The sequence below is a fragment of the Pseudomonas sp. 2FE genome (assembly GCF_005503735.1).
Lineage (GTDB): Bacteria > Pseudomonadota > Gammaproteobacteria > Pseudomonadales > Pseudomonadaceae > Aquipseudomonas.
In genome coordinates this window covers 169,838-196,434 of record NZ_SCMO01000004.1, presented here as the reverse complement: position 1 = coordinate 196,434, position 26,597 = coordinate 169,838, and the positions used below count along the sequence as shown (strand labels likewise).

Annotated in this window: 21 protein-coding genes and 1 pseudogene; 15 read left to right on the top strand and 7 right to left on the bottom strand. The window is 62.0% G+C overall.

What is annotated here, in order from left to right:
• Positions 1-168: 168 nt before the first annotated feature.
• The 5 genes from FFS12_RS10065 to FFS12_RS10045 form a co-directional block, all read right to left on the bottom strand.
• Complete coding sequence (locus FFS12_RS10065) at positions 169-870, bottom strand: ABC transporter ATP-binding protein (protein ID WP_137886698.1); 702 nt, start codon at positions 868-870, stop codon at positions 169-171.
• Between the two features lie 3 nt (positions 871-873).
• Positions 874-1,641: a high-affinity branched-chain amino acid ABC transporter ATP-binding protein LivG gene (gene livG, locus FFS12_RS10060; protein ID WP_137818777.1), complete on the bottom strand. Its 768-nt coding sequence runs from the start codon at positions 1,639-1,641 to the stop codon at positions 874-876.
• Positions 1,638-2,909, bottom strand: a complete 1,272-nt coding sequence (locus FFS12_RS10055) for a high-affinity branched-chain amino acid ABC transporter permease LivM (protein WP_372239457.1) — start codon at positions 2,907-2,909, stop codon at positions 1,638-1,640. The genes livG and FFS12_RS10055 overlap by 4 nt, the downstream gene beginning before the upstream one ends.
• A complete protein-coding gene (livH, locus tag FFS12_RS10050; protein WP_137886697.1) occupies positions 2,906-3,829 on the bottom strand; it encodes a high-affinity branched-chain amino acid ABC transporter permease LivH in 924 nt (307 codons plus the stop codon). The genes FFS12_RS10055 and livH overlap by 4 nt, the downstream gene beginning before the upstream one ends.
• Before the next feature lie 384 nt (positions 3,830-4,213).
• The gene (locus FFS12_RS10045) at positions 4,214-5,341 is read right to left on the bottom strand and encodes a branched-chain amino acid ABC transporter substrate-binding protein (RefSeq protein ID WP_137886696.1); all 1,128 of its coding nucleotides are present in this window, start codon (positions 5,339-5,341) and stop codon (positions 4,214-4,216) included.
• 329 nt (positions 5,342-5,670) lie between these two features.
• Here FFS12_RS10045 and FFS12_RS10040 point away from each other — a divergent pair, with 329 nt between their 5' ends.
• The 4 genes from FFS12_RS10040 to FFS12_RS10025 all read left to right on the top strand — a co-directional run bounded on the left by FFS12_RS10040 (position 5,671) and on the right by FFS12_RS10025 (position 8,288).
• Positions 5,671-6,003 (top strand): DUF2288 domain-containing protein, encoded by a 333-nt coding sequence (locus FFS12_RS10040; protein WP_137886783.1) that lies wholly within the window; start codon positions 5,671-5,673, stop codon positions 6,001-6,003.
• 103 nt (positions 6,004-6,106) lie between these two features.
• Complete coding sequence (locus FFS12_RS10035) at positions 6,107-6,475, top strand: DUF5064 family protein (protein WP_137886695.1); 369 nt, start codon at positions 6,107-6,109, stop codon at positions 6,473-6,475.
• A 128-nt stretch (positions 6,476-6,603) separates the two neighbouring features.
• Positions 6,604-7,497, top strand: coding sequence for an NAD(P)-dependent oxidoreductase (locus tag FFS12_RS10030; RefSeq protein WP_137886694.1), 894 nt, complete (start codon positions 6,604-6,606; stop codon positions 7,495-7,497).
• Positions 7,494-8,288 (top strand): hydroxypyruvate isomerase family protein, encoded by a 795-nt coding sequence (locus tag FFS12_RS10025; protein WP_137886693.1) that lies wholly within the window; start codon positions 7,494-7,496, stop codon positions 8,286-8,288. Before FFS12_RS10030 ends, FFS12_RS10025 begins: the two co-directional genes overlap by 4 nt.
• Before the next feature lie 78 nt (positions 8,289-8,366).
• Here the strand turns inward: FFS12_RS10025 and FFS12_RS10020 are convergent, their stop codons facing one another.
• A complete protein-coding gene (locus tag FFS12_RS10020) occupies positions 8,367-10,547 on the bottom strand; it encodes a bifunctional diguanylate cyclase/phosphodiesterase (protein ID WP_137886692.1) in 2,181 nt (726 codons plus the stop codon).
• A gap of 376 nt (positions 10,548-10,923) precedes the next feature.
• Here FFS12_RS10020 and FFS12_RS10015 point away from each other — a divergent pair, with 376 nt between their 5' ends.
• Positions 10,924-12,252, top strand: coding sequence for an MFS transporter (locus FFS12_RS10015; RefSeq protein WP_137886691.1), 1,329 nt, complete (start codon positions 10,924-10,926; stop codon positions 12,250-12,252).
• 131 nt (positions 12,253-12,383) lie between these two features.
• Here the strand turns inward: FFS12_RS10015 and rapA are convergent, their stop codons facing one another.
• A complete protein-coding gene (gene rapA, locus FFS12_RS10010) occupies positions 12,384-15,230 on the bottom strand; it encodes an RNA polymerase-associated protein RapA (protein ID WP_137886690.1) in 2,847 nt (948 codons plus the stop codon).
• Positions 15,231-16,458: 1,228 nt separating this feature from the next.
• On the opposite strand from rapA, the gene FFS12_RS10000 reads away from it, so the two are divergent.
• The 10 genes and pseudogenes from FFS12_RS10000 to astD all read left to right on the top strand — a co-directional run bounded on the left by FFS12_RS10000 (position 16,459) and on the right by astD (position 26,392).
• Positions 16,459-17,241: an ABC transporter substrate-binding protein gene (locus FFS12_RS10000; RefSeq protein ID WP_137886689.1), complete on the top strand. Its 783-nt coding sequence runs from the start codon at positions 16,459-16,461 to the stop codon at positions 17,239-17,241.
• Positions 17,242-17,326: 85 nt separating this feature from the next.
• Entirely contained in the window at positions 17,327-18,055 is a 729-nt protein-coding gene (locus FFS12_RS09995; RefSeq protein ID WP_137886688.1) for an ABC transporter permease, read from the top strand.
• Positions 18,048-18,758 (top strand): ABC transporter permease, encoded by a 711-nt coding sequence (locus FFS12_RS09990; RefSeq protein WP_137886687.1) that lies wholly within the window; start codon positions 18,048-18,050, stop codon positions 18,756-18,758. Before FFS12_RS09995 ends, FFS12_RS09990 begins: the two co-directional genes overlap by 8 nt.
• 93 nt (positions 18,759-18,851) lie before the next feature.
• Positions 18,852-19,613 carry an ABC transporter ATP-binding protein gene (locus tag FFS12_RS09985; protein WP_137818764.1) on the top strand — a complete coding sequence of 254 codons (762 nt, stop codon included), beginning with the start codon at positions 18,852-18,854 and terminating at the stop codon, positions 19,611-19,613.
• Between the two features lie 11 nt (positions 19,614-19,624).
• On the top strand, positions 19,625-20,104 hold the full coding sequence (locus FFS12_RS09980) for an Lrp/AsnC family transcriptional regulator (protein ID WP_137886686.1): 480 nt from the start codon (positions 19,625-19,627) through the stop codon (positions 20,102-20,104).
• A gap of 511 nt (positions 20,105-20,615) precedes the next feature.
• A pseudogene (gene ctlX, locus FFS12_RS20165) lies at positions 20,616-21,611 on the top strand (citrulline utilization hydrolase CtlX); the annotation flags it as partial.
• Entirely contained in the window at positions 21,606-22,862 is a 1,257-nt protein-coding gene (locus FFS12_RS20030; RefSeq protein WP_137886782.1) for an aspartate aminotransferase family protein, read from the top strand. The pseudogene ctlX and the gene FFS12_RS20030, both read left to right, overlap by 6 nt.
• Before the next feature lie 4 nt (positions 22,863-22,866).
• Positions 22,867-23,895 (top strand): arginine N-succinyltransferase, encoded by a 1,029-nt coding sequence (locus FFS12_RS09970; RefSeq protein WP_137886685.1) that lies wholly within the window; start codon positions 22,867-22,869, stop codon positions 23,893-23,895.
• Positions 23,892-24,929 (top strand): arginine N-succinyltransferase, encoded by a 1,038-nt coding sequence (gene astA / locus FFS12_RS09965; RefSeq protein ID WP_137886684.1) that lies wholly within the window; start codon positions 23,892-23,894, stop codon positions 24,927-24,929. The genes FFS12_RS09970 and astA overlap by 4 nt, the downstream gene beginning before the upstream one ends.
• Positions 24,929-26,392 (top strand): succinylglutamate-semialdehyde dehydrogenase, encoded by a 1,464-nt coding sequence (gene astD / locus FFS12_RS09960; RefSeq protein ID WP_137886683.1) that lies wholly within the window; start codon positions 24,929-24,931, stop codon positions 26,390-26,392. Before astA ends, astD begins: the two co-directional genes overlap by 1 nt.
• Positions 26,393-26,597: the final 205 nt, after the last annotated feature.

Below are 26,597 nucleotides of genomic sequence, written 5' to 3'. Positions count from 1 at the left end.
TTCGCGGTTGTCCCCCTACGCTGACTTGCGCTACGGGGGCAACGCTTTCTTATCCACCCGATTCTGCGACTGACTGCAATGGGTCGCTTCCAGCCATTGAGCAAGGCATCGAAGACGCTTCTGTCGGAAGGGAACCCTTGCCGGCAGGGCCGGCAAGGGGAGGGGGGCTTAGCCGCCGAGGTAGGCGTCGCGCACCTTCGGGTCGCTGAGTAGGGCCTCACCGCTGCCCTGCATGACGATCCGACCGTTCTCCAGCACATAGGCGCGGTCGGCGAGTTTCAGCGCCTGGTTGGCGTTCTGCTCGACCAGGAACACCGTCACGCCATCTTTGCGCAGCTGTTCGATGATCTCGAAAATCTGCTGGATGATGAGCGGAGCCAGGCCCAGAGAGGGCTCGTCGAGCAGCAACAGCTGCGGCTTGCTCATCAACGCACGAGCGATGGCGAGCATCTGCTGTTCGCCGCCGGACATGGTGCCGCCGCGCTGATTGAAGCGTTCTTTCAGGCGCGGGAACAGTTGCAGCACCTTGTCCAACTGCTGCTGATAGTCGGCTTTGTCGGTAAAGAAGCCGCCCATCACCAGATTCTCTTCCACCGTCAGGCGGGCGAAGATGCGCCGGCCCTCCGGTACCACGGCGATGCTTTTACGCATGATGTCGCAGGACTCCAGGCCGATCAGCTCCTCGCCCTGGTAGCGTATGCTGCCGCTGGCCGCTCGCGGCGAGCCGCAGAGGGTCATCAGCAGGGTCGACTTGCCGGCGCCGTTGGCGCCGATCAGGGTGACGATTTCGCCTTTCTGCACTTGCACGCTGACGCCATGCAGCGCCTGGATCTTGCCGTAGAAGGTGGAAACGTTATCGAAATACAACATAGGTTACGCCTCCCCCAGATAGGCTTTGATCACGTCCGGATTGCCGCGAATCTGCTCCGGTGTGCCGTCGGCCAGGGGCGTGCCCTGGTTGATCACCACGATGTGGTCGGAAATGCTCATGACCAACTTCATGTCGTGCTCGATCAGCAGCACGGTGACGTTGTGCTGATCGCGCAACATCGCGATCAGCGCCTTGAGGTTTTCCGTCTCATGGGGGTTGAGGCCGGCAGCCGGTTCGTCGAGCATCAGCAGGCGCGGGCGGGTCATCATGCAGCGGGCGATTTCCAGGCGGCGCTGCTGACCATAGGCCAGGGTGCCGGCCGGGCGGTTGGCCACCTCGGTCAGGTTGACCTGCTCCAGCCAATGCGCGGCGAACTCCATCGCCGCGTGCTCGCTCTTGCGGAACCCCGGGGTCTTGAACAGGCCGGCGAGGAAGTTGGTGTTGAGGTGCCGATGCTGAGCGATCAGCAGGTTCTCCACCGCGGTCATTTCCTTGAACAAACGTACGTTCTGGAAGGTCCGCACCACGCCCTTGCGGGCGATCTGGTGGCCAGGCAGGCCCTGGATCGCCTCGCCATCGAGCAGGATGCTGCCGGCGGTGGGCGGGTAGAAACCGGTCAGGCAGTTGAACACGGTGGTCTTGCCGGCGCCGTTCGGGCCGATCATCGAGACCACCTGCTTTTCTTTTACCGTCAGGCCCACCCCGTTGACGGCCAGCAGGCCGCCGAAGCGCATGGTGAGGCCGCTTACCTCGAGAATCGGGCGGCTCATTGGCGCAGCTCCAGGTGGGGGCGTTGCATGGGCATCAGCCCCTGCGGACGCCAGATCATCATCAGAACCATCATGGCGCCGAACATCAACATGCGGTACTCGCTGAACTCGCGCATCAGTTCGGGCAACAGGATCATCACGATCGCCGCCAGAATCACCCCCAACTGAGAGCCGAGCCCACCGAGCACTACGATGGCGAGAATGGTCGCCGATTCGAGGAAGGTGAACGACTCCGGGGTCACCAAGCCCTGGCGCGCGGCGAAGAAGCTGCCGGCGAAACCGGCGAAGCACGCGCCCAGGGTAAAGGCCGAGAGCTTGATCACGGTCGGGTTGAGGCCGAGTGCGCGGCAGGCGATTTCATCCTCGCGCAGCGCTTCCCAGGCCCGCCCCAGCGGCATGCGCAGCAGGCGGTTGATCACGAACAGGGCGAACAGCGACAGCAGCAGGGCCACCAGGTAGAGGAAGATCACCTTGTTCACCGAGTTGTAGGCAATGCCGAAATACTCGTGGAAGGTTTGCAGGCCTTCGGCGGCTTTACGCTCGAAGCTCAGGCCGAACAGGGTCGGCTTGTCGATGTTGCTGATGCCGTTAGGGCCACCGGTCAGCCAGGTCAGGTTGCGCAAGAGGAGGCGGATCATCTCGCCGAAGCCGAGGGTGACGATGGCCAGATAATCCCCGCGCAGGCGCAGGACCGGGAAGCCGAGCAGGAAACCGAAGAGCGCGGCCATGCCCCCGGCGATCGGCAGGCAGACCCAGAAGCCCAGGCCGTAGTAGTGCGAGAGCAGCGCGTAGCTATAGGCGCCGACGGCGTAGAAGCCGACGTAACCCAGGTCCAGCAGGCCGGCCAGACCGACGACGATGTTCAGGCCGAGGCCGAGCAGCACGTAGATCAGGATCAGCGTGGCGATATCCACCGCGCCTCGCGAGCCAAAGAACGGCCAAACCAGACCGAGCAGGATCACCGCGAGAACCGCCCAGCGTTGGGTCGAGGGCAGAGTCAGGCGGTTGCTGACGCTGACTGGTACGCTCGGCAGCTTCGGCGTGCTGTCCCAGGCCGCGCCAATCTGCGCCCGGAACAGCTGCCAGAAGAACATCGCCACCGCGCCGGCGCCAATGGCCCACAGGGTCATGGCGCTGGCACCATGCACCTCCAGGCCGATGCCGACGATGGTCAGCTTCAGGCCGAGTATCGGGTAGGCGACGGCGAGCACCAGCAGGGCGCTGAAAAACGCGGTCTTGAGCCGATTGTTAATAGACGCGCTAGTCATACCTTCTCCACCTCCGGGCGGCCGAGGATGCCGGTCGGCCGTAACAACAGAACGAGCACCAGCAGACCGAAGGCCACTATGTCCTTGTACTGGTCGCCGAACAGGTCGGCGCCAAAGGCTTCGGCGACACCCAGCACCAGCCCGCCGAGCATCGCGCCGGGGATGCTGCCAATGCCGCCGAGCACCGCGGCGGTGAAGGCCTTGATCCCGGCGAGGAAGCCCAGGTTCGGGTTGATCACGCCGTATTGCATGCCCAGCAGTACCGCCGCGACGGCGGCCAGGGTGGCGCCAATGACGAAGGTCAGGGCAATGATGTTGTTGGTGTTGATGCCGAGCAGGTTGGCCATCTTGATGTCTTCGGCGCAGGCGCGGCAGGCGCGGCCCAGACGGGAGCGGGAGATGAACAGGGTCAGGCCGAGCATCACCAGGAAGGTCACGATAAAGATCAGCACTTGCATATAGGAGATCACCACACCGTTCATGGTGCTCTCGCCGAATACAAAGTTGCCGGGGATCAGGTTGGGAATCGCTTTGTCTTTGGAGTTCTGCGCGAGCAGGACTTCGTTCTGCAGAAAGATCGACATGCCGATGGCCGAGATCAACGGGATCAGCCGGTTGCTGCCGCGCAGCGGCCGGTAGGCGACTCGTTCGATGCTGTAGCCGTAGGCGCTGGCGACGATGATGGTGGCCGCGAAGGCGGCGATCAGGATCAGTGGCAGGCTGTCCAGACCGAGCATGGTCAGTCCGGCAATGACGATGAAGGCTATGTACGAGCCCAGCATATAAACCTCGCCGTGGGCGAAGTTAATCATGCCGATGATGCCATAGACCATGGTGTAGCCAATGGCGATCAGGGCATAGGTGCTGCCAATGGTTAGACCATTAACCAGCTGTTGTAAGTAATGGTAGATATCAGGCATCACAACTCTCCTGAAAAACCTACAAAACCTGTTGTGCGACTCGAGAGCGGCGTCAGGTCCTCGTTCAAACCGCGCGGTACATTCTGTACTGCGACCCACGGGGTGGTGGGAAATGTCGTTTGCGTGGTAACGCAGGCGAGCTTCGGTTGTTACTCGGCTCCTTCACGAAGCACATCCTATGCTTCGCCCCTCTCGGGGCCGGCTTGCGCCGTTCAAATTTGCTTGGGCAAATCTGCCTTGCTATCTAGCTTGCGTGTGGGGTTTTGAGGGCTTTCGCGTGGGCTTTGGCTCATTGCTTGTGGCTGAGCTTGCGCCCGGTTACCTCTTAAAACAAAGCCCACCGCAGGTGCAGTGGGCTTTGGGTTCAGGCGGGACGCCCTCTTGTTACTTAAGAGGGGCTTCGGTCTTGGTGCCGTCGGCGTGCCAGTCATAGACCACGAAGCTGAAGTCCTTCAGGTCACCCTTGGCGTCGAAGCTGAGGTCGCCGGTTGGGGTGGCGAAGGTGTTGGCGCGCAATGCGGCGGCTACCTTGGCGGTGTCGGTGTCGCCGGCTTTCTTGATGCCATCGGCGATCACTTGTACCGCGGCGTAAGCTGGGAACACGAACGGACCGGTTGGGTCTTCGTTCTTCGCTTTGAAGGCGGCGACCAGCGCCTGGTTTTTCGGGTCCTGGTCGAAGGACTTCGGCAAGGTCACCAGCAGCCCTTCGGAAGCCGGGCCGGCAATCGCGGACAGCTCTTTGTTACCCACGCCTTCTGGGCCCATGAAGCGAACTTTCAGGCCTTTCTCAGCCGACTGACGCAGCAGCAGGCCGAGTTCCGGGTGATAGCCGCCGTAGTAGACGAAGTCCACGCCAGCTTGTTTCAGCTTGGCGACCATCGCGGAGAAGTCCTTGTCGCCGGCATTGATGCCTTCGAACAGCGCCACCTTGACGCCTTTGCTTTCCAGCGTCTGTTTCACCGAAGTGGCAATACCTTCGCCGTACTGCTGCTTGTCGTGGATAACTGCGACTTTCTTCGGCTTGACGTGATCGGCGATGAAGTTGCCGGCGGTTGGGCCCTGCAGGCTGTCCAGACCAATGGTGCGGAACACCAGTTGGTAGCCGCGGGCGGTGATGTCTGGGCTGGTGGACGCCGCGGTAATCATCAGAATGCCTTCGTCTTCGTAAATGTCGGACGCCGGCTGAGTGGAGCTGGAGCAGAGGTGACCCACCACGAATTTGACTTCGTCGTTGACGATTTTGTTGGCTACGGCAACGGCTTGTTTCGGATCGCAAGCGTCGTCGTAAACCAGGCCTTCGAGCTGCTGGCCGTTAACCCCGCCGGCCTTGTTGATTTGCTCGATGGCCATTTTGGCGCCGACGAATTGCATCTCGCCGTACTGGGCAACAGCACCGGTAACCGGGCCTGCCAAACCAATCTTGATGGTGTCAGCTGCTAGTGAATAGCTAGCGACGCCGGCCATAGCCATGGCGGCAAACAGTTTGGAAATCTGCTTAGTAGCCTTGTTCATAGTGCTCCACTCTTATGTTTGTCGTTGTTGTTAGTCCTGGCGGCCTAAGCTGCAGAACCGGGTAGAAAGCCCGGTCATACCCCCGGCAACTGTACCGGCGCAGTGTAGAGCGCCGATTTGTGCCTTGAAAAGCCGCTACTGGAGGGATGCAAGGGCTGATGTCGCTAAAATGTAATAAACGTATAGAAAAACGGCGTGCCTCGCAGCCGACTATCGGCGTCAGGCCGGCTTGCTTGCCAGATGACCGAGGCTATCATTGCGCCGGTCTGCAATTCAGCCATTCACAACCTCAGCCATTCACAACAGAGCACGCCATGACAGAACCCGCCATACCAGAACAAGCTAGCACCCTCTACGCCAAGCTGCTTGGAGAAACGGCGCCGATCAGTTGGCAGGAACTGCAACCGTTCTTCGCCCGCGGTGCCTTGCTGTGGGTCAGTGCGACTATGGATCTGGTCGAAGTCGCACTGGCGGTGGCGCAGAACGAGCAGGCGAAAGTCACGGCTTGGCTTGCGGCAGAGCAGGTCAGTAAGGTCGAAGAGCGGCGTGCCGAAGACTTGTTGGCACGTGACCCCAAGCTGTGGGCAGTGGTGGTGGCGCCCTGGGTGTTGATCCAGGAGCGAGCTGAGCAACCCCAGTTGCACAAGGGCAGGCTAGACTGAGCGGGCCTACCGATACCTTCAAGCTGCCAGCGGCGCAGCCCTGTGCCGCGAACCGCTCGGATCTGCACAGAGCCGAGAGTCCTCCATTCTTAGGAGCACCGTCATGTTTGAACCTGGTCATCTGCACCGCGCTGGTTTGCCTGGCTTGGCCGGGCAGCCGGAGTTTTCCATCGACCTCTACTACGAGGTACGTAACGATCCTAAAGAGGGGGCGCTGCTGCACTTCCGGATGCTCGGTGAAGTCGCGGGGAAGACCTTCGAGGAAGAGTTTGAGTTGCGCCGTGACATGGCCTTCAACTTCGCCAGCGTCGCGACGCGCATCGCGGCCAAGCACGGCCTGCACCCGAGATTTGGGCCGATCCTGCGCGACCATAAAGAGTTCGATGAGATGTTCGAGGATATCCGCGCGAAACTGCATGCCCACTCCGGCGAACCGGTGGACCTTGATCGTCTGCTGAAGGGCGACCTCTAAGTTCTGAGGTTTGTGTTGCTGTCAGACCGTAGGCTGGATAGAGCCGTTCTTTGGTGAAACCCAGATGGGGCTGCTTTTCGTATGGAAAATTAAGATGGCAGGGTTGCCACTGCTATTTGGAGTCTTGCATGAGCGCCGTTTTACCCTCTCTCGCCTTCGCCGGCATTGGTCTGATGGGCCTGCCGATGTGCCAACGCCTGCTCGCTGCCGGTTATCCGCTGGCAGTCTGGAACCGTTCGCCAGACAAGTGCGCGGCGCTGGTGGCCGCCGGTGCGCGGCAAGTGTTCAGCCCGGCTGAGCTGTGTCAGGCGGCTGATGTGGTGATGCTCTGCCTGGCCGACACGCGCGTGGTAAGGAAGGTCGTGTTCGGTGCCGGCGGGGTGGTCGAGGGGGCGAAGCCAGGGCAACTGCTGGTGGATTTTTCCAGTCTGGAGCCGGCGGCCACCCGTGAGATGGCGGCCGAGCTGGAAAGCCGCACCGGCATGCACTGGTTGGATGCGCCGGTGTCGGGCGGCACCCCGGGCGCCGAGGCCGGTACGCTGACGATCATGGCCGGTGGCCGCGTGCAAGACGTGGAGCGGGTACGGCCGATTCTGTTGAACCTGGGCCAACGCCTGACGCGCATGGGGGCGGTCGGTGCGGGCCAGGTCACCAAGGTCTGCAACCAGATGATCGTCGCCTGCAATGCGCTGGTGATCGCCGAAGTGCTGGCCTTGGCGGAGAAGTCCGGGGTCGACGCCAGCTTGCTCGCGCCCGCCTTGGCCGGCGGCTTTGCCGACTCCAAACCGCTGCAGATTCTCGCCCCACAGATGGCGGAAAGTCGCTTCGAGCCGATCAAGTGGCATGTCCGCACGCTGCTGAAGGATCTCGATACCGCGGTAAAGCTCGCCCGCGAGCATGATTCGGCCACGCCGCTGAGCGCCCTGGCGGCGCAACTGATGCGCCTGCACGGCAGCAGCCAAGGCAACCTCGAACGCGATCCGGCGACGCTGGTGGAGCTGTATCGGGAGAACAAAGCGTGAAGATTGCCGCCAATCTGTCCCTGCTGTTTACCGAGCTGCCGTTGCTGCAGCGGGTCGCCGCAGCGGCAGAGGCAGGCTTCGATGGGGTGGAAGTCCAGTTTCCCTACGAGCTGCCGGCGGCCGAGCTGAAGGCGGCCTTGGCGGCAGCGAGCATGCCGCTGGTGCTGATCAACCTGCCGGCGGGGGACTTGCTCGGCGGCGGCGCTGGGCTGGCCGCCGTGCCGACGCGCCAGGCCGAGTTCAAGGCCGCGCTGGAGCAGGCGCTGGCCTATGCCGCCGTGGTGCGCCCGGCCTGCGTCAACGTACTGCCTGGGCGGCTGGCCGAGGGCTGCGGGCGCGCACAGGCACTGACTACCCTGGCCAGCAATCTACGTTGCGCCGCCGAGGCGTTTCAGCCGTTGGGTATCCGCGTGCTCTGTGAGGCGATTAATCCGCTGGATATGCCGGGCTTTCTGATCCATACGCCGCAGCAACTGGATGAGTTGTTGCGTGCGGTCGATCACCCCAATTGTGCGGCGCAGTTCGATCTCTACCATATGGCCCGGCAAGGGCTGGATCTGCCCGCGAGTATTCAGCTGTTGGCGGGGCGGATTGGCCATGTGCAATTCGCCGATTGCCCGGGGCGTGCCGAGCCGGGTAGCGGGCAGCTGGATTTTAGTGCCGTGCAGCAGGTGTTGGCGGCGATAGGTTATAGCGGTTGGCTGGCGGCGGAGTATCGGCCGAGCAGCGCCAGTCAGGACTCGCTTGGCTGGCTCGCGGCCTGGCGGCGGCAGGGGCCTGCGGCGCGCTGAAGCCCAGGGTCGGCATTTTGTTGCAGTCGTCGAGAACCCCGCTGTGCTCACCCTGGCGGGAGAAACAGCAGCCCGAGGTCAGTTGCTAACGGGTGCAGGCTCGGCGCTCAGGGGCGCCGTGCTGAAGCTATGCAGCAGCTCCTGCAGCGGCAGTGGCCGGCTAAGCAGATAGCCCTGGATGAAGTCGCAGCCGTACTCACGTAAAAACTCCAGCTGTTGTGGAGTTTCCACGCCTTCGGCGACCACCTTGAGTTTCAGGGTGTGGGCCATGCCGATAATTGCCTGAACGATGTCCATGCCCTGCTGGGATTCCGGGATGTCTTGGACGAAGGAACGGTCGATCTTCAGGGTGTCCAGCGGCAGGCGCCGCAAGTAGGCCAGCGATGAGTAACCGGTGCCGAAATCGTCGATCGAGAGGGCTACGCCAAGCTTGCGGATCTGCTGCAGCAGTTCTGCGGCGCGGTTGATATTGCCCATCAGGGCGTTCTCGGTGACCTCCAGTTCCAGTCGCTGGGGCTGCACCCCGGTGCTCAGCAGGGCGTCCCGCACCTCCTGCACGAGTTCATTGCGCCCGAGGTTGAGCGCCGAGCAGTTCACCGCGATTTTCAGCTCGGCAAAGCCCGCGTCACCCAGCAGTTTAAGGTCGTGGCAGGCGTGGCGTAGTACCCAGGCATCCAGCTCGGCGATAAAGCCGTTGGCTTCGGCGATGCCAATAAAGCGATCCGGCGTCAGCAGGCCATGCTGCGGATGCTGCCAGCGCACCAGGGCTTCCAGCTTGCTGAGCTGGCCGCTGTGCAGGTCGAGAATCGGCTGATAGTAGAGTTGCAGGCCATTGTCTTTCTGCAGCGCGTCATGCAGTTCCTCTTCCAGTTGCAGCTCGAGGGAAACCTTGGCTTTCAGGTGCGAGCTGAAGAAGTGCAGGCTGTTGCGCCCGCTGCCTTTGGACTGATAGAGCGCCAGATCCGCGTGTTTGAGCAGCTCCTCGCAGGTTTGGCCGTCCTCCGGGAACAGGCTGATGCCGATGCTGGTGGTCATCACCAGGCTGCGTCCAGACAGGGCAATCGGGTCTTTCATCTTCGCCATCACCCGCTGCGCCAGTTGCCGTGCCTCATCGCCACTGCGCAGGCTGACCAGGATGCAGAATTCATCGCCACCGAGACGGGCGATCACATCGTGCCTGCGCACGGTGCTGCGCAGGCGTTCGGCGACCACCTTGAGCATCTCGTCGCCGGCATCGTGACCGAGGCTGTCGTTGATCCGTTTGAAGTGATCGATATCGAGAAACATCACCGCCAAGGCCTGGTTACGCTGGATATGCTCTTGCAGCTTTTCCGCGAAAAGCTGGTTGAGGCCGTGGCGGTTGAGGAGGTTGGTCAGCGCATCATAGTGGGCGGCTTGCTGCAGCGAGGCGCGGGCGTGCTCGAGCTGGCTGAGCAGGGCGTTAACCCGCAGCAAGTCGCGCTCCTTGCTCTCCAGTTTCCTGTCCGCCCAGGCGGCGCTGAGGCCGCTACCGATGATCAGCAGCGCTATCAGGCCGATGGTCAGACCCAGTTGTAGGCCGTTGTCGTTGGTTTGCAGTTGTAAGGGGGTGCCGAGGGGAACCACCAGGCTCAGTGACCACATGCCGGTGAAGTGCATGGAGACGATGGCCGCGCCCATCACTAGGCTGGCCAGGTACTTGCGCATCTGGTGGAGAAAACCATCGCCCTTGCGCAAATACCGGGCCAGCAGCAGGGCGATAAGGCTGGTGGCGATGGCAATCAGGATCGACAAGGCGAACAGCCAGGGCTGGTAATACTGGCTGGCGGGGGAGCGTACTGCCGCCATGCCGCTGTAGTGCATGGCGGCAATGCCGAGGCCAATGCAGAAGGCCGCGAGCAAGTACTGAGGTGGGCGCAAGTGCTCGTGGCCGAGTGCGTGCATGGCCAGCAACGCGGCAATGAAGACGATCAATAGCGAGGCTACGGTAGTCGGGATGTCGTAGTGGATCGGGACCGGAGCCTGGAAGGCCAGCATGCCGATAAAGTGCATGGACCAGATGCCGCCGGCCAGGCAGAAGGCGCCGACCCAGCGCCACAACAACCGTGCACCGCGGCGTTCGGCATGGCCCACGCGTTCCGCTAGGTTAAGGGCGGAAAAGCTGGCGGCCGAGGCGACCACATAAGCCAGGAGGACCAGTAAGGGACTGTAGCTACAGTGAAGAATGAGCAGCCCGCCTGCGGGCAGTTCAGAGACAAAATGCAAGCCCAGCCAGTCCATAGCGCACATGCTCCTGAGGTTTTGCAGCCAGCACCATCTGGCGGCAGGGCTCGTGGCAACTTGGCATCAGTATAGAAGGTGCGCGGGTTCTGCAAGCTTTGACGGGCTGGCGATGCCAAACATCTGGCAATCATGGTTATATCCAGTCGATCTAAAGCGTTCGCAACAGGTATTCGGCATCGGTAAGGCGCTGGCTCATTAGGTTGGCTGTCGAGCTTGCCTGCACTGTTGCATGCTCTTGCATCTATGTCGCGAATGGTCGCAGACAGGCTGCGGCGAAGACTCTAGTGTGCTGTCTCAATGGTTCGCTTAGGCGGCTACCCGGGTAGTTCTGCGCTATAGCGAGCCAGTTAAGAACAACAAGAGAGCCCGATCCATGCCGCAAGCTCCGCAAGCCGCCAATGCCTGGCGCATTTTGTTCCTGCTGTTTCTCGCCAACCTGTTCAACTTCTTCGACCGCACCATCCCGGCCATCATCATCGAGCCGATCCGGCTGCAGTGGAGCCTCAGCGATTTCCAAATCGGCCTGATCGGCACCTCCTTCACCATCGTTTATGCCATGGCCGGCGTGCCGCTGGGGCGTCTGTCCGATACCGGTGCGCGGCGCAAAATCATGGGCTGGGGGTTGCTGGCGTGGAGCGGGATGACCGCGCTGAACGGTCTGGCCTGGAACTTCTGGAGCTTTCTGCTGGTGCGCATGGGCGTGGGCATTGGTGAGGCCAGCTACGCGCCGGCGGCCAACTCGCTGATTGGCGATCTGTTCCCGGCGCACAAGCGGGCGCGGGCGATGGGCATGTTCATGCTGGGCTTACCGCTCGGGTTGTTGCTGGCCTTCTTCAGCATTGGCGCGATGGTTGAAGCCTTTGGCAGTTGGCGGGCGCCGTTCTTTATCGCCGCGCTGCCCGGCGTGACTCTCGCGCTGTTTATGTTCTTGATCCGCGAGCCGCAGCGGGGTGCGGCTGAGGCGGTAAAGGTGGCGGTAGCTCCGGTCGATCGACCACTGCGGCGGGTGCTGACAATCCGCACCTTCTGGTGGCTGGTGGTCGCCGGGTTGACCTTTAACTTCGCCACCTACGCCTGTAACTCGTTCATGGTGCCGATGCTGCAGCGCTACTTCCTGCTGCCGTTGGGGCAGGCGGCGGTGGCGACTGGGGTGATTGTCGGCCTGACCGGCCTGGTTGGCCTGACGTTGGGTGGCTGGATCGCCGATCGTTTGCACCTGAGGTCCGAGCGTGGCCGGCTGTTGTTCGGCGCCGGGTCGATGCTAGTCGCGGCGTTGGCCACGGCTTACGCCTTGCTGATGGGGCAGACCAGCATCGGTGTGTTTGTTGCTGTGTTCAGCATCGGCTGGTTGTTCGCCTACAACTTCTACACCTGCGTCTATACCGCGATTCAGGATGTGGTCGAGCCGCGTTTGCGCGCGACTGCCATGGCGCTGTTCTTTGCCGGTTTGTACCTGCTCGGTGGTGGTTTGGGGCCGGTGGTGGTTGGGCTGCTCTCCGATCATTTTGCCCATTCGGCGATGGTTGCCGCCGGCGCCACCGAGATGAGCGAAGCGTTCAAGGCGGTGGGTTTGCACGGTGCCCTGTACCTGATCCCGATCGCGTTGTTCCTCACCATGCTCGCGCTGTTCCAGGCCTCCCGCTGTTTCGGTCGCGATGCGGCGAGCATGCGTCAGGCGCTGGCCGACGCCGCAGCAGCTTGAGCCAGAAACGACCAGGCCCGCATCTGCGGGCCTGGTCGTTTGCGACATCCGGGTAGGGCGGACATGGCCGAGCCTTGTCCGCCACATTCGGTGGACAAACCGCTGCGCGGCATGTCCACCCTACGCATGACTTAGCCCGCCACCAGCACGCGAATGGCCTCCAGGCGCAGGGCGGCTTTGTCGAGCATGGCCAGGCCTTGCTCGCGCTGCTGGCGCAGGGTTTCCAGCTCGCTGTCACGCACGCTCGGGTTGACGGCTTGCAGCGCGGTCAAACGGGCCAACTCTTCTTCGGTATCCGCCGCCAGCCGGCGCTTGGCTTCGGCGACCCGTTCGGCATGCCGTGGGCTGATCTTCGCTTCGGCGGCATTGATCTGCGGGTTAAGCGAATCACGCTGGGCCTGCACGAACTTGTTGGCGCTGACGCGGGGCACGGTCTCCAGTTGGTCGTTGAGCTTTTCAAACGACACCTTGCTCGCCAGGTCGTTGCCGCTGCTGTCCAGCAGGCAGCGTAGCGCCGCCGGCGGCAGGTAGCGGCCCAGTTGCAGGGCGCGTGGGGCGACCACTTCGCTGACGTAGAGCAGTTCGAGCAGCACGGTGCCGGGTTTCAGCGCCTTGTTCTTGATCAGCGCCACCGCGGTGTTGCCCATCGAACCGGAGCGCACCAGATCCATGCCGCCTTGCACCATCGGGTGTTCCCAAGTGAGGAACTGCATGTCCTCGCGCGATAGCGCCTGATTGCGGTCGTAGGTGATGGTCACGCCTTCGTCGTCGCCGAGCGGGAAGCTGGCGTCGAGCATTTTCTCGCTGGGGCGCAGTATCAGGGCGTTTTCCGAGTGGTCTTCGCTGTCGATGCCGAAGGCCTCGAACAACTCTTCCATATAGATCGGCAGGGCAAATTCGTCGTCTTGCTCGTGAATCGCTTCGGCCAGCGCTTCGCCTTCACCGGCGCCGCCGGAGTTGAGCTCCAGCAGACGGTCACGCCCAGCGTGCAGCTCGCCTTCGAGGCGTTCGCGCTCGGCTTTGGCCTCCTCGACCAGGGCTTGCCACTCGTCGTCATCGCCACTTTCCAGCAGCGGCAGCAGGCGCGGGCCGAACTGGTGCTGCAGGGCGTTGCCGGTCGGGCAGGTCGCCTGGAAGGCATTCAGCGCCTGGTGATACCACTGGAACAGGCGCTCTTGCGGGCTGCTTTCCAGATAGGGCACGTGCAACTGAATGGTGTGTTTCTGGCCGATCCGGTCGAGACGGCCGATGCGCTGTTCCAGCAGGTCCGGGTGCGAGGGCAGATCGAACAGCACCAGATGGTGGGAGAACTGGAAGTTGCGGCCTTCACTGCCGATCTCGGAGCAGATCAGCACCTGGGCGCCGAACTCCTCGTCGGCGAAGTAAGCGGCGGCGCGGTCGCGTTCGAGGATGTTCATGCCTTCATGGAACACCGTGGCGGGGATGCCGGAGCGCACGCGCAGGGCGTCTTCCAGGTCCATGGCGGTCTCCGCGTGGGCGCAGATCACCAGCACCTTGACCCGTTTGAGCATCTTCAGGGTATCGATCAGCCAGTCGACGCGCGGGTCGAAGCGCCACCAGCGCTCTTCCTCGCTGGTCTCCGGCTGCGCCTGGTAGCTGACTTCCGGATAGAGGTCGGCGTGCTCGCCGAGCGGCAGTTCCAGGTACTGATCCGGGTTTTCCAGCGGATAGGGGTGCAACTCGCGCTCGGGGAAGCCCTGCACCGCGGCACGGGTGTTGCGGAACAGCAGGCGGCCGGTGCCGTGGCGATCGAGCAGCTCGCGAATCAGGCGCGGCGAAGCTTCGCTGTCGCCGGCGTTGACGGCGGCGAGCAGCGTCTCGCCTTCGGCGCCGAGGAAGTCATGGATGGTCTGGTGCGCCTCGGGCGAGAGGCGGCCCTGATCGAGCAATTCCTGCACCGCTTCGGCGACCGGCCGGTAGTTGGCGCTTTCGGCACGGAAGGCTTTCAGGTCGTGGAAACGGTTCGGGTCGAGCAGACGCAGGCGGGCGAAGTGGCTGTCCTGGCCGAGTTGTTCGGGGGTGGCGGTGAGCAGCAGGATGCCGGGGATGACTTCGGCCAGTTGCTCGACCAGTGCGTATTGCGGGCTGGCTTGGTCCGGGTGCCAGACCAGGTGGTGCGCTTCGTCGACCACCAACAGGTCCCAGCCGGCGGCGAACAGCGCATCTTGGGCGCGCTCGTCTTTGCACAGCCATTCCAGGGCCACCAGGGCCAACTGGCAATCCTCGAAGGGGTTGTCGGCATCGCTTTCGATGAAGCGTTCGGCGTCGAACAGCGCGACTTCCAGGTTGAAACGCCGGCGCATCTCCACCAACCACTGGTGCTGGAGGTTTTCCGGCACCAGGATCAACACCCGGCTGGCGCGCCCGGAGAGCAGTTGGCGGTGGATGACCAAACCGGCCTCGATGGTTTTGCCCAGGCCGACTTCGTCCGCCAGCAAGACCCGCGGGGCGATGCGGTCGGCCACTTCGCGAGCGATATGCAGCTGATGCGCAATCGGTTGGGCACGCACGCCACCCAGGCCCCAGAGCGAGGACTGCAGCAGGCGGCTGGTGTGTTCGAGGGTGTGGTAGCGCAGGGCGAACCAGGGCAGCGGGTCGATCTGCCCGGCGAACAGGCGGTCGCTGGCCAGACGGAATTGGATGAAGTTGGACAGCTGGGTTTCCGGCAGGCTGACGCTTGTGTGCTGTCCGTTGAGGCCGTGGTAGACCAACAGGCCGTCGACGTCATCGACTTCCTGAACGGTCAGCTTCCAGCCTTCGAAGTGGGTGATTTCATCGCCCGGGGAGAAGCGCACCCGGGTCAGCGGAGCATTGCGCGTCGCATACTGGCGGGTCTCGCCAGTGGCCGGGTAGAGCACGGTGAGCATGCGGCCGTCCTGTACCAGGATGGTTCCCAAGCCCAACTCCGCTTCGCTGTCACTAATCCAGCGTTGCCCCGGTTCATACTGCTGCGCCATGCCTGTCTCCCGCGATGAAAAAGCCGACTATGGTAACGGAACGCTGCGCCCAGGCCAAAGGCGCTATAGCACTTGCCGGCGAGACTTAAGTCAAAAGTGTAGCGAGCGCAGTCTCGAGTCGGCGTCCGAACGGCCGACAGTCTGACCAAAGGCGGGCTGCAAAGAGGTGCTGATAGGTTGCCACTCATTCCCCACGGCATGCTGGCGGTGACCGCGCAGCATGATCCGCTCAAGCCGCGGCCAGACATTCCGCCGGTGAGAAAGCGCGGTCGTCCGGGATAGACGCCATCCGCAGGAGGCTGAAGTTTCACAGCATGAGGAGCAGCGCCGGCGGGCGTCGTCAGCGGCATGCTTAGACTGTCGAAGAGTTGGCCGAAGGCGAAGGGGCGGCCGAGGATCGGGCGCTGCTCGAGGAGTGGCCACGCCAAGACCGGTGGGTGGTTAGGCGGCGGATACTCAGTCGCGTCGCCGCATTCATCATTCTTGCGGCATGTTTTGTGAGTCCGCGTGGATCTATTTGCCGATACCCCCCCCAGCGTTTTGCCCAATGCCGAACTACGCTTTACGCCTGACTGGCTGAATGCCGCCACGGCAGATCGCTGGCTCGCTGGGTTGTTAGCCGAAACCCCATGGCCGCAGCCGCAGCTGTTCCTGCACGGCCGCTAGCATCCGGAGCCGCGGTTGCTCGCCTGGGATGACGATGCCGAGGCGGGTTACCGCTATTCCGGCCTGATTCATCAACCCTTGCCCTGGGGTTCTCATACTTTCGGGTCATGGTCGCAGTCCCGGAGCCGTTAACTTTCAAGGTTGGGACGGTAGTTCGGAAGTAGCGCTTCATGCCGTTCCTATTCCTGATGCGAGCACGATGACGAATGGCCGTTCCGGGGTCGTAAATACAGGTTGAAACAGAGAAGTGATTTTCTGCGACAGAATCGGCTGCGTACGACTCTCCGGCAGCAAAAATCTGCAGTCAGACAGAGGTTTTACGACACCAAAGCGCATTCAACTGGGTGCATTCTGGATTGCACCTGAACTCGAGTTGGATAGCCTTTATCTGATTCGATTGAACTGGGGTATCCCGGTGTGATGTTCGGGTGTAACACGAGGCACAACAAAAACAGGCCGCTTCGGCAGTTCGTGCTTCAGAGGTTTTTCTGCTCCTGTCGAAAAGTGTGGATCAACGCATCATTGACTCACGATAAATCTAATCAAACCTGGGACCCTACTCATGAAAAAAATAAAATGGTTGGCCTTGTCTGCAATTGCTCTTGTGTTTTCCTCCGGCGCTACTCTTGCTAACGAGTGGAAAGAAATACGCTTTGGCGTAAATCCGGCCTATCCGCCGTTCGAATCAACAGCCGCGGATGGTTCGTTGCAAGGGTTCGATATCGATCTGGGCAATGCCATCTGCGCGGAACTCAAGGTCAAGTGTGTGTGGGTTGCGAATGACTTCGACGGTCTGATTCCTGCGTTGAAGGCGCGCAAGATCGATGCGGTGCTGTCTTCGATGACGGTAACTGAAGTACGCAAGAAGCAAATCGACTTCTCTGACCGTCTGTTCTCTGGCCCGACTTCGATCGTCACTCGCAAAGGCTCTGGACTTGAGCCAACCGCTGAGTCACTGAAGGGCAAGGCTATCGGTTTCCAGCAAGGCACCATCCAGGAGACCTATGCAAAGGCCAAGCTGGCCCCGGGTGGCGTGCAGCTGAAGGCCTATCAGAATCAAGATCAGGTGTATGCGGATTTGGTTTCCGGCCGCCTGGACGCATCCATTCAAGACCTGCTCGCGGCTGAGTTGAGCTTCCTCAAGTCGCCGCAGGGTGCGGACTTCCAAAGCAGCAAGGGTATCAGTGACCCCCTGGTGCCCTCGGACATCGCCATCGGTATCCGTAAGGGTGACGATGAGCTGAAATCCATGCTCAACACGGCCATTCAGGCCATGCACGAAAACGGCACCTACGAGCAGATCCAGAAGAAGAACTTCGGCGATCTCGATCTCTACAGCAACTGATAGTCGTAAGCCGTCTGCTTGGGAGAGATCCGCAGTCCTCCCAGGTAGAACGGTGTGTCGTAATGTATCGAGTTAGGTAGCCCCCATGAACAACCTCATCCAACACTTGGGCCTGGACGCACTGGGCTTGCAGGGCTTCGGCCCATTGCTGCTGCACGGTACCTGGGTGACCGTCAAGTTGTCCGTACTGTCGTTAGCGCTGAGCATCCTTATCGGACTGCTCGGCGCCGCAGCCAAACTTTCTTCGCTGGCCATCCTGCGCATCCCGGCAACCCTGTATACGACCCTGATTCGTGGAATACCCGACCTGGTACTGATGCTGTTGATTTTCTACAGCTTGCAGGGCTGGCTGAGCAGCCTCACAGAGGCTATGGGCTGGGCCTATATCGAGATCGATCCATTCGGTGCCGGCATCGTAACCCTTGGATTCATCTATGGTGCCTATTTCACCGAGACCTTCCGGGGCGCCATTCTTTCCGTGCCGCGGGGTCAGCTGGAGGCGGCCACCGCATTTGGTCTTAGCCGTATCCAGCGGTTCGTCCATGTGCTCTTTCCCCAAATGATGCGCTATGCCTTGCCCAGTCTGGGCAATAACTGGCTGGTGCTGCTCAAGGCCACTGCTCTGGTCTCGATCATCGGTCTTTCCGATGTGGTCAAGGCGGCCCAGGACGCCGGTAAGAGCACCTTCAACATGCTCTATTTCCTGATTCTTGCGGCACTGCTTTACCTGCTTATCACCAGTGCTTCCAACCTTGTGCTGCGTTGGCTCGAGCGGCGCTACAACCGGGGTGTCAGAGGGCATAGCCATGATTGAGTTGCTTCAGGAATACTGGAAACCCTTTCTCTACAGTGACGGTTACGACATCACCGGTCTGGCGATGACGCTGTGGTTGCTGTGTTTCTCGATCGGCGTTGGCTTCCTGCTGTCGTTGCCATTGTCGATCGCGCGCACATCGGAAAGTCGAGTTCTGCGTTGGCCGGTGCAGTTTTTCACCTATCTGTTCCGGGGCACGCCGCTCTACGTCCAACTGCTCATCATCTACACCGGTATCTACGGAATCGCCGAGGTGCGTTCGCAGCCTCTGCTCGATGCTTTCTTCCGCGATGCGATGAACTGCACGCTGCTCGCCTTCACCTTGAATACCTGCGCTTACACCACGGAAATCTTTGCCGGTGCGATTCGCAGCATTCCCCATGGCGAAGTCGAGGCGGCGCGTGCCTATGGGTTGAGCGGTTGGCGTCTGTACGTCCGCATCATCATGCCTTCGGCTTTGCGTCGCTCCCTGCCGTATTACAGCAATGAGGTGATCCTCATGCTGCATGCGACGTCCGTAGCCTTCACCGCTACCGTGCCGGACATCCTCAAGGTTGCCCGAGATGCTAACGCTGCGACCTTTCTGACCTTTCAGTCGTTCGGCATCGCCGCACTTCTCTACCTGGGGCTTACCTTCGCTCTGGTCGGGTTGTTCCGTGTCGCCGAGACGCGTTGGATGGCCTTCCTCGGACCGGTCCGCTGAGTCGAAATCTCCTCCGGTGGGGCCCAAGCGGCACCCACCCAAACCTACAATTACAGTGCTGTGCCGTTAGGGGCACAGCAGCAGGAGTGCGTTATGTACAAGCTGGCCGTTGAGTCTCTGCACAAGCGTTATGGCGACAACGAAGTGCTCAAGGGGGTCTCGCTCAAGGCAAAGTCCGGTGATGTGGTGAGCATGATCGGCGCGAGTGGATCTGGAAAAAGCACCATGCTGCGCTGCATCAATTTTCTCGAACAACCCGATGAAGGCGCCATCACCCTGGACGGTGAAACCATTCGTATGCGTGGGCCTGCGGGAGCCATGCGTCCTGCTTGCGACACTCAGCTGCAGAAACTGCGCACCCGGCTGGCGATGGTCTTCCAGCATTTCAATTTGTGGAGCCACCTGAGCGTGTTGGACAACATCACGTTGGCGCCCTGTCGTGTCCTAGGCTTAAGCAGGGGTGAAGCTGAAGAGCGTGCGCGTGCCTACCTGGATAAAGTGGGCCTGCCGCAACGCGTTGCCGGACAGTACCCGGCGTTCCTCTCGGGTGGCCAGCAACAACGGGTGGCCATCGCGCGCGCTCTGGCAATGGAGCCGGATGTCATGCTGTTCGATGAGCCTACCTCGGCGCTCGATCCTGAACTGGTTGGGGAGGTGCTCAAGGTGATTCAAGCGCTGGCCGAGGAAGGCCGCACCATGCTCATGGTGACCCACGAGATGGAGTTCGCGCGGCGGGTTTCCAGTCAGGTTCTATTCTTGCATCAAGGCCGAGTCGAGGAGGAGGGCGCTGCCGACATGCTCGATAACCCGCAAAGCGAACGGTTGCAGCAGTTCCTCTCCGGCCGTTTGAAGTGAGGTAAGCCGTAATGATGGAACCAGGGGACTCGTCGATCGCTCTTGACCGCATAGATCAGGCGATCATCGAGGTGTTGCGCCACGAGGGGCGAATTACCTACCAGAAACTCTCGGAACGAGTCCACCTGACTCCGCGGCCCTGTCTGGAGCGTGTCCGCAAGTTGGAGCGGCTGGGTGTAATCCGCGGTTACTCCGCCATCATCGATCAGAAAAAACTGACGCCTGGATTGTCCCTGCTGGTGTTGGTGGCGCTGTCGAACCAGAGTGGCAGGGCGGCGCAGAAGGCATTCGAGGCCTGTGCCCGCAGCTGTCCGCAGGTGCTCGAGTGTCGCTTGATTAGCGGGGCGTTCGACTACGGCCTGCGCATGCGCTGCCGTGACATGGAACACTATCGTGTGCTCACCGAGGTCTGGTTCAACGACCCCGAGTTGCATATCGACAAGCTGGTCAGCCACCCGGAACTGGCCATAGTCAAGACGGCAGTGGAGTAGCCCGGCATTAGTGTGTCGCCCAGGATCGCTGGCTACGCCGCAGCTCCAGTGCAAGGGATAAGAAGGAAGCGCCTCAGCGCTTCCTTTCGCAGCCTGTATCCGTCGACCACTCTTGGGCCTTGAGTACTTTCGGGTTTCCACCTCGCCCACCCCCGGCACTGCGCCGGCGCATAAGGCGTCCGCCTTTATCACGGCACAAATCTGACGCTTGCCGACTACCGCCTCTTTGAACCTCGCCCATAGCCTCTGGATGGCGACCTTGTTTGCGCATGCGCGCTGACTTGCCTCGCACTCAACAGGCGCAAGGCTCTGCTCGGGGCTCATGTCCTGAGTCGCCAATCAGGGGCGGTGGCACGGATTGACCCTGGGTTTCGCAGGGGCAGCCAATGCGTCTGGTTGTTGGGGAGCCTTGTAGGGGGAAAGCAAATGCGCTTACCTAGTTCCCCTGCCGGGAGAGGGAGGCCGGATCGAATTCCACGGTACTTCGGTAAAAGCCGAATCGGCTGTGCAGATGCCTCCTTCGGCGTTCTTGGTCGCATGCCCAATCAATATCAGCCGGGTCCGCCGCACCAGTGAAGAGAAAATGGACGCCTCACTCTCCACCCACGAAGCGGCTCCCATGCAAACGACCAATACCGTCCTGATGATTCGGCCCACGCGGTTCTCCTTCAACCTGGATACCGCCGAAAACAACCGGTTCCAGCAGCGCGCACTAGCGCCAGAAGAGGCGCAGGCCCGTGCGCTCGAAGAGTTCGACGGCTACGTCGCAGCCCTGCGCGAACAGGGCGTCGAGGTACTGGTGGCCCAGGATAGCGTCGCCCCGCATACCCCGGACTCGATCTTTCCCAACAACTGGTGGAGCAGCCATGTCGACGGCACTCTGGTGCTCTATCCGATGCAGGGGCACAACCGCCGCTTGGAACGCGATAAAGGCGTGCTGGAGTCTTTGCTCCAAGACTACGTGATCGAGCGGGTGTTCGACTTCACCGCGCTGGAGGAGGAAGAGGAGTTCCTGGAAGGCACCGGCAGCATGGTGCTGGATCGCGAGCAGCGCATCTGCTACGCCGGCTACTCGACCCGGACCCATGCAGCGGCCCTGCGCAAGTTTGTTGACAGCTTGGGTTACCGCCTGTGCGCCTTTCACGCCGTCGACCGCGGCGGGGTGGCGATCTACCACACCAATGTGATGATGAGTGTCGGCAGCCGCCTGGCGGTGGTCTGCCTGGAGGCGGTAAGCGATGCCCAGGAGCGCGCCGATCTCGAGGCGCAACTGCGCTCCAGTGGCAAGGAAGTCCTCGCCTTGACCTGGGATCAGCTCGAGTCCTTTGCCGGCAACATGCTGGAAGTACACAACCGCGAGGGTGAGCCGATTCTGGTGATGTCGCGCACCGCATGGAACTCCCTGGATGCCGGCCAGCGCCAGCTCATCGAGCGCCATACCCAGCCGCTGCCGGTGAACATCGACACCATCGAACGCATCGGTGGCGGTAGCGCTCGCTGCATGCTGGCCGAAGTGCATTTGCCGCGGCGCAAGGACCGGGCACCGGTCGGCCGGGACGACTTCGACCGCGTTATGGTGCCCAACTACGCACCGGCGCCCTTTATTCCGGTGCGCGGTGAGGGTTCGCGGGTGTGGGACCAGAGTGGCCGTGAGCTGATCGATTTCGCCGGTGGCATAGCGTTCAACGTGGTCGGCCATGCCCATCCTGCGTTGGTAAGTGCGCTCACCGAGCAGGCGAACAGGCTTTGGCATATCTCCAACGCCTTTACCAACGAGCCGGCATTGCGTCTGGCGCGAAAGATGGTGGAGGCGACCTTCGCCGACCGAGCCTTCTTCTGCAACTCCGGGGCGGAGGCCAACGAGGCCGCATTCAAGCTTGCCCGGCGCGTGGCGCATGACCGTTATGGCGAGCAGAAATGCGAAATCATCGCAGCGCTGAACAGCTTCCACGGCAGAACTCTGTTCACCGTCAATGTTGGCGGCCAGCCCAAGTATTCCGAGGGCTTCGGGCCGAGGATCGAAGGGATCACCCATGTACCCTTCAACGATCTTGAAGCGCTGCGGCAGGCGATTTCGGAGCGGACCTGCGCCGTGGTGCTCGAACCGATACAGGGGGAGGGTGGCGTGCTGCCGGCGGAGCGCAGCTACCTGCACGGTGCTCGGCGCCTCTGCGACCAATTCAATGCACTGCTGATTTTCGATGAGGTGCAGACCGGGGTGGGGCGCTGCGGGGAACTGTTCGCCTATCAGCATTTCGGCGTTGCGCCGGACATCCTGACCAGCGCCAAGAGCCTGGGCGGCGGGTTCCCGATTGGCGCCATGCTGACCCGTGAGGATCTGGCTCAACATCTGGTGGCGGGTTCCCATGGCACCACCTACGGTGGCAACCCGCTGGGCTGTGCGGTAGCCGAGGCGGTATTCGACCTGGTAAAGGACCCGGCACTGCTCGACGGTGTCAAACAGCGCGCGGAGCATTTCAACAGTCGCCTGGCGCAGTTGGCTGAGCACTATGGAGTGTTCGGCGAAGTACGCGGGCTCGGTCTGCTGATCGGCTGCGTGCTCAACGACAGCTGGCGCGGGCGAGCCAAGGAAGTACTGAATGCGGCTGCCAAGGAAGGCCTGTTGATGCTGCAGGCCGGCCCGGATGTGCTGCGCTTCGCCCCCAGCTTGATTGTGTCTGCGGCCGACATCGACGAAGGGTTGGCGCGATTCGAGCGTGCGCTTTCCAGCCTAACCAGCACCGCGGGTCGGGAGTGAGCCCATGCGCATCATTCGACCGGCACGCATGGCCGACCTGCCGCAAGTAGAGAGTCTGGCAAAACAGAGCCTGTTAGGGGTCGCCTCGCTGCCGAATGACCTTGCCGCCCTCGAGCAAAAACTGCGGCATTCGCAAGCGTCATTTCAAGACCCTCAAACCGCAGGAGACGAAGCCAGCTATTTCTTCGTGCTGGAGGATTTGGCTAGCGGCGAGTTGCTCGGCTGTTCTGCGTTGACGGCAAGAGTGGGGGTACTCGAGCCGTTCTATAGCTTGCGCAACGAGGTCTTCGTGCATGCCTCTGCGAAGTTGCAGGTCAAGAACAAGGTGGGTGTCCTAGCGCTGTGCCAGGACCTCAGCGGCAGCTCTCTGTTGAGCAGTTTCCACGTGCAGGATGAGCTGGTCGGCGGGCCATTTGCCGAGCTGACCTCGCGGGCGCGACTCATGTTCATCGCCGCACAGCCGCAGCTGTTCAGCCGCAGGATAGTCGCAGAAATGGTGGGGCAGAGTGACTCGAGTGGCAACTCGCCGTTCTGGGAAGCGCTGGGGCGTAACTTTTTCGACATGGATTACGCAAAAGCGGAACTGCTGTGCGGGCAGGGCAAACGTACCTTCCTGGCTGAATTGCTGCCGCGCTACCCGATCTATGTGCCCTTACTCAGCGAAAGCGCTCAAGCGGTACTGGGGCGGGTCCATCCGCAGGCGCAAGCGACCTTCGAGTTGTTGCGGCGTGAGGGATTCGAGACCGAACGCTATGTCGACATCTTCGACGCCGGGCCGACCTTGCAGGCCCAGACCTCGACGCTTCGCAGCATCGCTCATAGTCGCTTGGCCACCGTTCGCCTGGGCCCCGTGGCAGCTGATGGCAAAGCCTACCTGCTGAGCAACCAGAAGCTCGGGGAATTCCGTGCGACTGTCACGCAATTGCACTGGCAGGAAGGGGGGCCGTTGACCCTGTCGCCGTCCATGGCGGCGGCGCTTTTGCTCGCTGAGGGCGACTCCATTCGCTTGATAGCAATGGAGGAAGCAGCATGATCGTTCGTCCCGTGTGCCGTGCGGATCTGCCGGCTTTGCTCGAGTTGGCGCGCAGTGCCGGCACGGGCCTGACCACGCTGCCGGCTGATCCAGCGCGCCTGGAACACCGGGTCAACTGGGCGGAGAAAACCTTTGCCGGAGAGGCGGAGCGAGCGGATGCCGACTATCTCTTCGTGCTGGAAAGCGATGCCGGCGAAGTAGTCGGCATTTCGGCCCTGGCAGGTGCGGTGGGCCTGCGCGAGCCCTGGTACAACTTTCGCGTGGGCCTCACCGTGGGAGCCTCGCAGAGCCTGAGCATCAATCGACAAATGCCCACCCTGTTCCTGGGCAACGACATGACCGGGAACTCCGAGCTGTGCTCACTGTTCCTGCATGCCGGACACCGCAGCGGACTCAACGGTCGGCTGTTGTCGAAGGCGCGCTTCCTGTTCCTCGCCGAGTTCCCCGAGCTGTTCGGTGACAAGGTCATCGCCGAGATGCGCGGTTACTCCGATGCCCAGGGCGTATCGCCCTTCTGGGAGGGGTTGGGCCGGCATTTCTTCAAGATGGATTTTTCCCGCGCCGACTACCTGACCGGCATCGGCAACAAGGCCTTTATCGCCGAGTTGATGCCCAAGTTCCCGTTCTACACCTGCTTCCTGCCGGAAGCCGCCCGGGCGGTAATTGGCCGTGTGCATCCCAACACCGAACCCGCGCTGGGCATGCTCAAGGCCGAAGGCTTCAGGCATCAGGACTTCATCGACATCTTCGACGGCGGCCCGCTGATCGAATGCGAGACGGCCAATATCCGTGCGGTCCGGGATAGCCGTTCACTGGTGCTGGCGATTGGCACGCCCGGGGAGGATGCCCCCCCCTATCTGATCCACAACCGTCAGTTGGCCGGTTGCCGGATCACCGCCGCTCCTGCGCGAGTCGCGGCCGGCACGCTGGTGGTCGATCAGCAGACCGCCAAACGCCTGCAACTCACCGCCGGCGATCAAGTGCGCGCAGTGCCGCTGTCGGCCAGAGCGCCCGCGAACAAGGAGCTGATTTAATGAGTACGCATTACATTGCCGGCACCTGGCAAGCAGGCCAGGGCGAGGCGCTGGAGTCGTTGAATCCGGTCAGTCAGGCCGTGGTCTGGTCCGGTCGCGGCGCCAGCGCCGCGCAGGTCGAGGCTGCCGTGCAGGCCGCCCGCGCGGCTTTCCCGGCCTGGGCCAAACGCTCGCTGGAAGAGCGCATCGGCGTGCTGGAACGCTTTGCCGCCGCGCTTAAAGCGCACGGCGACGAACTGGCCCGCAGCATCGGCGAGGAAACCGGCAAGCCGCTGTGGGAGTCCGCCACCGAAGTGACCAGCATGGTCAACAAGGTCGCCATCTCGATCCAGAGCTACCGCGAGCGTACCGGCGAGAAGAGCGGCCCGCTGGCCGATGCCACCGCCGTGCTGCGCCACAAGCCCCATGGCGTGGTCGCGGTATTCGGCCCCTACAACTTCCCCGGCCACCTGCCCAACGGCCACATAGTGCCGGCGCTGCTGGCCGGCAACGCGGTGATCTTCAAGCCCAGCGAGCTGACCCCGAAAGTCGCCGAGCTGACGGTGCAGTGCTGGATCGAAGCCGGCCTGCCGGCCGGCGTGCTCAACTTGCTGCAAGGCGCCCGCGAGACCGGCGTCGCCCTGGCCGGCAACCCGGGTATCGACGGGCTGTTCTTCACCGGTTCGAGCCGCACCGGCAACTTGCTGCATCAACAGTTTGCCGGCCGCCCGGACAAGATCCTGGCGCTGGAGATGGGCGGCAATAACCCGCTGGTGGTCGATCAGGTGCAGGATGTCGACGCCGCGGTCTACACCATCGTCCAGTCGGCCTTCATCTCCGCCGGCCAGCGCTGCACCTGTGCGCGCCGCCTGCTGGTGCCGCAAGGCGCCTGGGGCGATGCCCTGCTGGCGCGTTTGGCCCAGGTCGCCAGCCAGATCAAGGTCGGCGCCTTCGATGCGCAGCCGGCCCCCTTTATGGGCTCGGTGATCTCGCTGGCGGCCGCGCGGCATCTGCTGCAGGCCCAGGAACAGCTGCTCGCCAAGGGTGCCACCGCGCTGCTGGCGATGACCCAGCCGCAGGCCGGCGCCGCGCTGCTGACTCCGGGCATTCTGGACGTCACGGCCGTGAGTGAACGCCCGGACGAGGAGTTCTTCGGCCCGCTGCTGCAAGTGATTCGCTACGCCGATTTCGACGGTGCGATTCGCGAAGCCAACGCCACCCAATATGGCCTGGCCGCTGGGTTGCTGTCGGATTCCCGCGAGCGCTATCAACAGTTCTGGGTCGAGAGCCGTGCCGGCATCGTCAACTGGAATAAACAGCTGACGGGCGCCGCCAGCACGGCGCCCTTCGGCGGAGTCGGCGCCTCCGGCAACCACCGCGCCAGCGCCTACTACGCTGCGGATTACTGTGCCTATCCGGTGGCCTCATTGGAGAGCGAATCTCTCAAGTTGCCGAACGAACTACCCCCTGGACTTAGTCTGTAAGCCTTAGGGCCTAACGCTGTCTCTATTGTGACTCCTGAAGGGGGGGCGAAGTCAGTGGCCCTTCTGGCCAGCGGGGGCGATCAAGAAGCCTGGCAGGGGCGAGTTTTCGTCATCACAGGCTGATGTTGCTGGTAGAGCCCTGCTCCAAGGCTTGCAGCAGGCAGTCGGCAGCCAGGCTGCGTTCCGCCATCAGGCGCAGCAAATC

Coding starts and splice junctions, on each gene's coding strand:
- FFS12_RS10065 (WP_137886698.1), bottom strand. CDS start 870: ATGTTGTATTTCGATAACGTTTCCACCTTCTACGGCAAGATCCAGGCG.
- livG (WP_137818777.1), bottom strand. CDS start 1,641: ATGAGCCGCCCGATTCTCGAGGTAAGCGGCCTCACCATGCGCTTCGGC.
- FFS12_RS10055 (WP_372239457.1), bottom strand. CDS start 2,909: ATGACTAGCGCGTCTATTAACAATCGGCTCAAGACCGCGTTTTTCAGC.
- livH (WP_137886697.1), bottom strand. CDS start 3,829: ATGCCTGATATCTACCATTACTTACAACAGCTGGTTAATGGTCTAACC.
- FFS12_RS10045 (WP_137886696.1), bottom strand. CDS start 5,341: ATGAACAAGGCTACTAAGCAGATTTCCAAACTGTTTGCCGCCATGGCT.
- FFS12_RS10035 (WP_137886695.1), top strand. CDS start 6,107: ATGTTTGAACCTGGTCATCTGCACCGCGCTGGTTTGCCTGGCTTGGCC.
- FFS12_RS10030 (WP_137886694.1), top strand. CDS start 6,604: ATGAGCGCCGTTTTACCCTCTCTCGCCTTCGCCGGCATTGGTCTGATG.
- FFS12_RS10020 (WP_137886692.1), bottom strand. CDS start 10,547: ATGGACTGGCTGGGCTTGCATTTTGTCTCTGAACTGCCCGCAGGCGGG.
- FFS12_RS10015 (WP_137886691.1), top strand. CDS start 10,924: ATGCCGCAAGCTCCGCAAGCCGCCAATGCCTGGCGCATTTTGTTCCTG.
- rapA (WP_137886690.1), bottom strand. CDS start 15,230: ATGGCGCAGCAGTATGAACCGGGGCAACGCTGGATTAGTGACAGCGAA.
- FFS12_RS10000 (WP_137886689.1), top strand. CDS start 16,459: ATGAAAAAAATAAAATGGTTGGCCTTGTCTGCAATTGCTCTTGTGTTT.
- FFS12_RS09995 (WP_137886688.1), top strand. CDS start 17,327: ATGAACAACCTCATCCAACACTTGGGCCTGGACGCACTGGGCTTGCAG.
- FFS12_RS09990 (WP_137886687.1), top strand. CDS start 18,048: ATGATTGAGTTGCTTCAGGAATACTGGAAACCCTTTCTCTACAGTGAC.
- FFS12_RS09985 (WP_137818764.1), top strand. CDS start 18,852: ATGTACAAGCTGGCCGTTGAGTCTCTGCACAAGCGTTATGGCGACAAC.
- FFS12_RS09980 (WP_137886686.1), top strand. CDS start 19,625: ATGATGGAACCAGGGGACTCGTCGATCGCTCTTGACCGCATAGATCAG.
- FFS12_RS20030 (WP_137886782.1), top strand. CDS start 21,606: ATGCTGGCCGAAGTGCATTTGCCGCGGCGCAAGGACCGGGCACCGGTC.
- FFS12_RS09970 (WP_137886685.1), top strand. CDS start 22,867: ATGCGCATCATTCGACCGGCACGCATGGCCGACCTGCCGCAAGTAGAG.
- astA (WP_137886684.1), top strand. CDS start 23,892: ATGATCGTTCGTCCCGTGTGCCGTGCGGATCTGCCGGCTTTGCTCGAG.
- astD (WP_137886683.1), top strand. CDS start 24,929: ATGAGTACGCATTACATTGCCGGCACCTGGCAAGCAGGCCAGGGCGAG.